General features: G+C 46.2%; 2 protein-coding genes and 1 pseudogene. 1 reads left to right on the top strand and 2 read right to left on the bottom strand.

Annotation, left to right across the window (positions count from 1 at the left end):
• Positions 1 to 191: 191 nt before the first annotated feature.
• Complete coding sequence (locus tag C7B77_RS25300) at positions 192 to 2,114, top strand: tetratricopeptide repeat protein (RefSeq protein ID WP_106311466.1); 1,923 nt, start codon at positions 192 to 194, stop codon at positions 2,112 to 2,114.
• Positions 2,115 to 2,442: 328 nt separating this feature from the next.
• Here C7B77_RS25300 and C7B77_RS25295 read toward each other — a convergent pair whose 3' ends face one another.
• Together C7B77_RS25295 and C7B77_RS30465 are read right to left on the bottom strand one after the other, a co-directional pair.
• Positions 2,443 to 3,231, bottom strand: a complete 789-nt coding sequence (locus C7B77_RS25295) for an SH3 domain-containing protein (RefSeq protein WP_106311463.1) — start codon at positions 3,229 to 3,231, stop codon at positions 2,443 to 2,445.
• Positions 3,232 to 3,328: 97 nt separating this feature from the next.
• Positions 3,329 to 4,027: pseudogene (locus C7B77_RS30465) on the bottom strand (hypothetical protein); the annotation flags it as partial.

The raw sequence follows: 4,027 nt of genomic DNA, 5'->3' as shown, positions 1-4,027 counted from the left end.
GCTACTTACTTTCTATTCGTAGCTTATGCTCTTGTGAGCTTTTTTACCCACCTCCCCACTTTTCAAACATCCTCTAACGAAGATAATCGCTAATTATACCGACTTACCGATCGTCTCTTGTTTTCCCATCGTAATTGGGAAAGAGATACGATAACAAAAAACACATTTGCAAGAGATCGGAATATATAACTATGACTTCTGCTGATGCTGGGGCGAGTACCAACCGCGACGATCGATCTCAGAGCCTGCGCGACAGATATCTTCAGACGATCGAGGATATTGTCGATCGAATTCTCACGGGTAAGCAGGTGATCTCGAAGGAATATATCTACCAAATTTTAGTCGAGCGGATCGAGCTGGGGACGAGCGAAATCTTTGAAGGCTGTTTGAGTGAGACGGTGCAAGGCGTCGAACGATCGATCGCCAGTCAACCCGATGAAGTCAAGCAAGCGAAATTAAAGCACCGCCTCAATGCTTTAGGTTGGATTCAGACGGCTCTGGGTAACCTCCAAGACGAACGTCAAGCTGTAGCCGCAGTCAATACCACGATCGATCGCATCGTCACCGCCGATCCACAAGAACGACTCAATCTCTTGCTCCAAGCACTCGATCCCAATCTAGAACGGAAATTAGATCGCGCCCAAATTCAACTCATAATTACTCGGCTTCAGTCCGTCGCCAGCATCAATCTCGAACCCGCAGACTTCGAGCAATTGCGCCAATTAGCCCTCGGACTCGATCGCGGCTTGAAGCTCCTCCCAGCTCTAGAACCGCATTTGGTAAGCTGGATCTACGAAAGCGGCCAACAAATCGGCTTTGGCGGCGTCGCAGAGAACGGCCCCTGGTCGCTGTGGTCGAAGCAAGTCTCCCAACCGCTAATTCAGTCATTATTTAAAACAATCGGCCTTCAGCAGTCTATTTCCGACCTCATAGCCAATAAAGCGACTGGGGATGAAGGCGAATGGACGGAGCTGGCGATCGTCTTACAAAGCATTCAGACTGCGCTGGTAACTTGGTTCGACGGACAAATGTACGATCGGGAATGGGGACAGCGGATGGCGTTTAGTACGCTAATTACGTTTGCCGCGATTTGGTGCGAGTTGGCAAATGGCATCGGTAGAGCCACTGGCATCAATAGCAGCCATCGAGACGCGATCGCTAAAGCCTGTTTTCAAGTCACGCTGCAAGTATTACGAACCGCTGCTCAACGTCCGAATTTCCCTTTATATGGTGGTATTTTTGCGGCATTCTCTGGCGAAACGCTCCGCGATACGCTCTCTTACTTCGATCTACCGCTCAAACAGGTAGCGGGTACTCAAGAAAAAGGCCGACTCTTAACGATTTTAGGTTATTCCCAGCAAGCTTTAGGCCAGATCGATCGAGCCATTGCCCTCCATCGCGAAGCATTAGAAATTGCCAACCAAGCTGGAGATCGTCCCTGCGAAATCGCCAATCTCAACCACCTCAGCCGGATTTCGATCGGGCAAAAAGATTATGCTCAGGCAATTAGTTACAGCCAACGCGCTCTAATTTTAGCCAGACAGACAGGCGATAAACTCGGCGAAGCCAATGCCCTGACAAATTTGGGCTACTCAGAAGTCCGCGCCGCACACGCGATCGATCGGATGGATGAAGAGATCTACGAGCAGCAGATCGGTTATCTCGATCGTGGGTTGAAACTCGCCGAAACTCTAGCCGATAAACAAAGTCTCGCCCTCTGCTATCACAGCCTCGGACTTGCCTATCTCACCATCCAACAATCCGAAAAAGCGATCGAATATCTCCAACAAGGTACCAAAGCCGCCCAAGCTGTCGGCGATTTATATCTCCAAGGACTCAATCTCACCTACCTCGCCGAAGCCAACCACAGCCTCCAGAAAAACGGTACTGCCGTCTTTTATAGCTGCTTGGCAATGTATCAACTCCATCAAATTGGAGCCAAAGAATGGCGACAGAGTGCGAGTTTAGCCATTGTCTTGCAAGGACAACTCGGACGCGAAGAATTCGATCGCTTCCTAACTAAATATCGCCCGAATTTATTACCCGCGATCGGTGTCGATGGCTTCGATTATATTCCCAAATTACTCGATAAATATTTGGATGGCGGTGATTGAGAATATTTCTGTTTTTACAGCCTCGATCTATTCGATCTCACGATCGCGAATCGATCGAGTATTAGGGAAAATACCGCAATACAAAGGAATCAAGAAGATTCATGGAAATAGTCAAACTAATCAAAAAAATCAGGCTCTTCATCACCTGGTATGCTAATCTCAGCTTTTTGACCCGAAATCCTTACTGCTAAGCCAAAAATGGCTGAAAAATCTAACAATAATAGATTTTAGGCTCAATCCCTTGTTAGCTATCAATCTGGGCGGAAATCAGCATACTAAGTAATGAAGAGCCAAAAATCAAGAAACAGCCGTCGAACAAAGACCGATGTTATTTAAACCAGCGCACTGGCGAAGAAAAACTCAAATACTTTTTGTTAATCCAGCCGCTTCTGCCATCATCATCGATCGCAATCCAGTCGCCAACAGGTTGAGATTGGGGAACTGTTACTAAATTTCGATCGAATCCCAATGTGACTATTTTTGACTTAGGATTTGGTTGTGCGCGAATTGCGACACAATCTCCCTTCACCCATCCATATTTATTACTTTTCCAAACTTCAGCCGATCGATCCCACGTCGCCAGCATAGTTTTATTCATTGTTGTTACTAACGCTAGTTGCGGATCGATCGAGTAACTAGGAAGTCCCATAGAACCCGCATATACAGCCTTGAATCCTGTGGGTTTTTGGATTAAATAAGTCGTTTCATCGCTAGTATCGTCACCCATATAAAAGACCAAATCTTTACGACCATCGCCATCGAGATCTCGACCGATTTCTAATCGATGTGTCCAATAACTGGCGCGGGTACTGCCATAATTTTCTTCAAAGATAACTCGGCCATTTTTCTGTCCGTCAGCATACATTGTATAGCGAACGAATTTCCCTGGCACTGTTTTACAAGTATTGGCGTGACTATCGTCTAATACCAAAATCGGACGACTAAAATAACTAGCCACCACTCGATCGAGCTTACCATTACCATTAATATCTGCATTAATAACCGTCTCAGATTTGGGTAATTTTAGATCTTGACTAGCTTGACTAGCAGTAGTAAACAAACACCCGATCGAGATCGCTCCAAATACAGTACCTACCCTCAAACTTCTAGCATTCATAAATCACCAACTATCGACGATCGACTCCCAACTCCCAACTCCTAACTCCCAACTTCCAACTCCCAACTCCCAACTCCCAACTCCCAACTCCCAACTCTCAATTATCAATTATCCCGTCTCGCTCGATTCCGGTATACCCATCTCCCGGCATTAAACCCAACCAGCGATCGCTTTTTGGTGTAAGAAATAATCGATCGTAGACACGAGTATTAAGAGTTTCGATATCGGCTGGAAATCGATCGCTCATCAGCCATTGGTGGATTTGGCTGTGGAGGAGATATTCATTGCGGATGCTATCGATCGCGATTAGTTTTTGAAATTTAGTAACTAGTTCTGGAATCGGGTCGGAATTATTCTCCTTATCTTTAGCTGTAAGGCTGGCTAGCTGGGGTTGTTTGCGTCGGATGAGTGCGCGACTGTTTTCGGCTAAAGTAGCATCTTCCTGGTGCAATTCGCCAAGTTTGACCCAGAGCGGATCTTCGGTGGCTGTTTTGAGAAGATCGGTACGTCGAGAAAAAGCACGACTGAGTTGGATAATTGGCGATTCGATCGCACTTTTGGCGATAGCAACTCCACCAGCTTCGGCGGCGGTGGGTGGAGTATTTAAAGATTTAATCGATGTTGGTAGTGGGATATTTATGCCTAATTTATCTAGATCTCGCTTCCAATTAGCTTGGAGATTGGTAAGCTGAGTTTGGTGATAGGTATCGATCTCATTTTGACGCTCGTTGTCAGGTAATTGGTGATATTTAGCAACAAATTCGGCACCTTGAGTTCTGTCTCTTATACACATCTC

This window comes from Chamaesiphon polymorphus CCALA 037 (assembly GCF_003003845.1).
Lineage (GTDB): Bacteria > Cyanobacteriota > Cyanobacteriia > Cyanobacteriales > Chamaesiphonaceae > Chamaesiphon > Chamaesiphon polymorphus.
The sequence above is the reverse complement of the archived record's forward strand: the minus strand, read 5'-3'. Positions and strand labels throughout refer to the sequence as shown.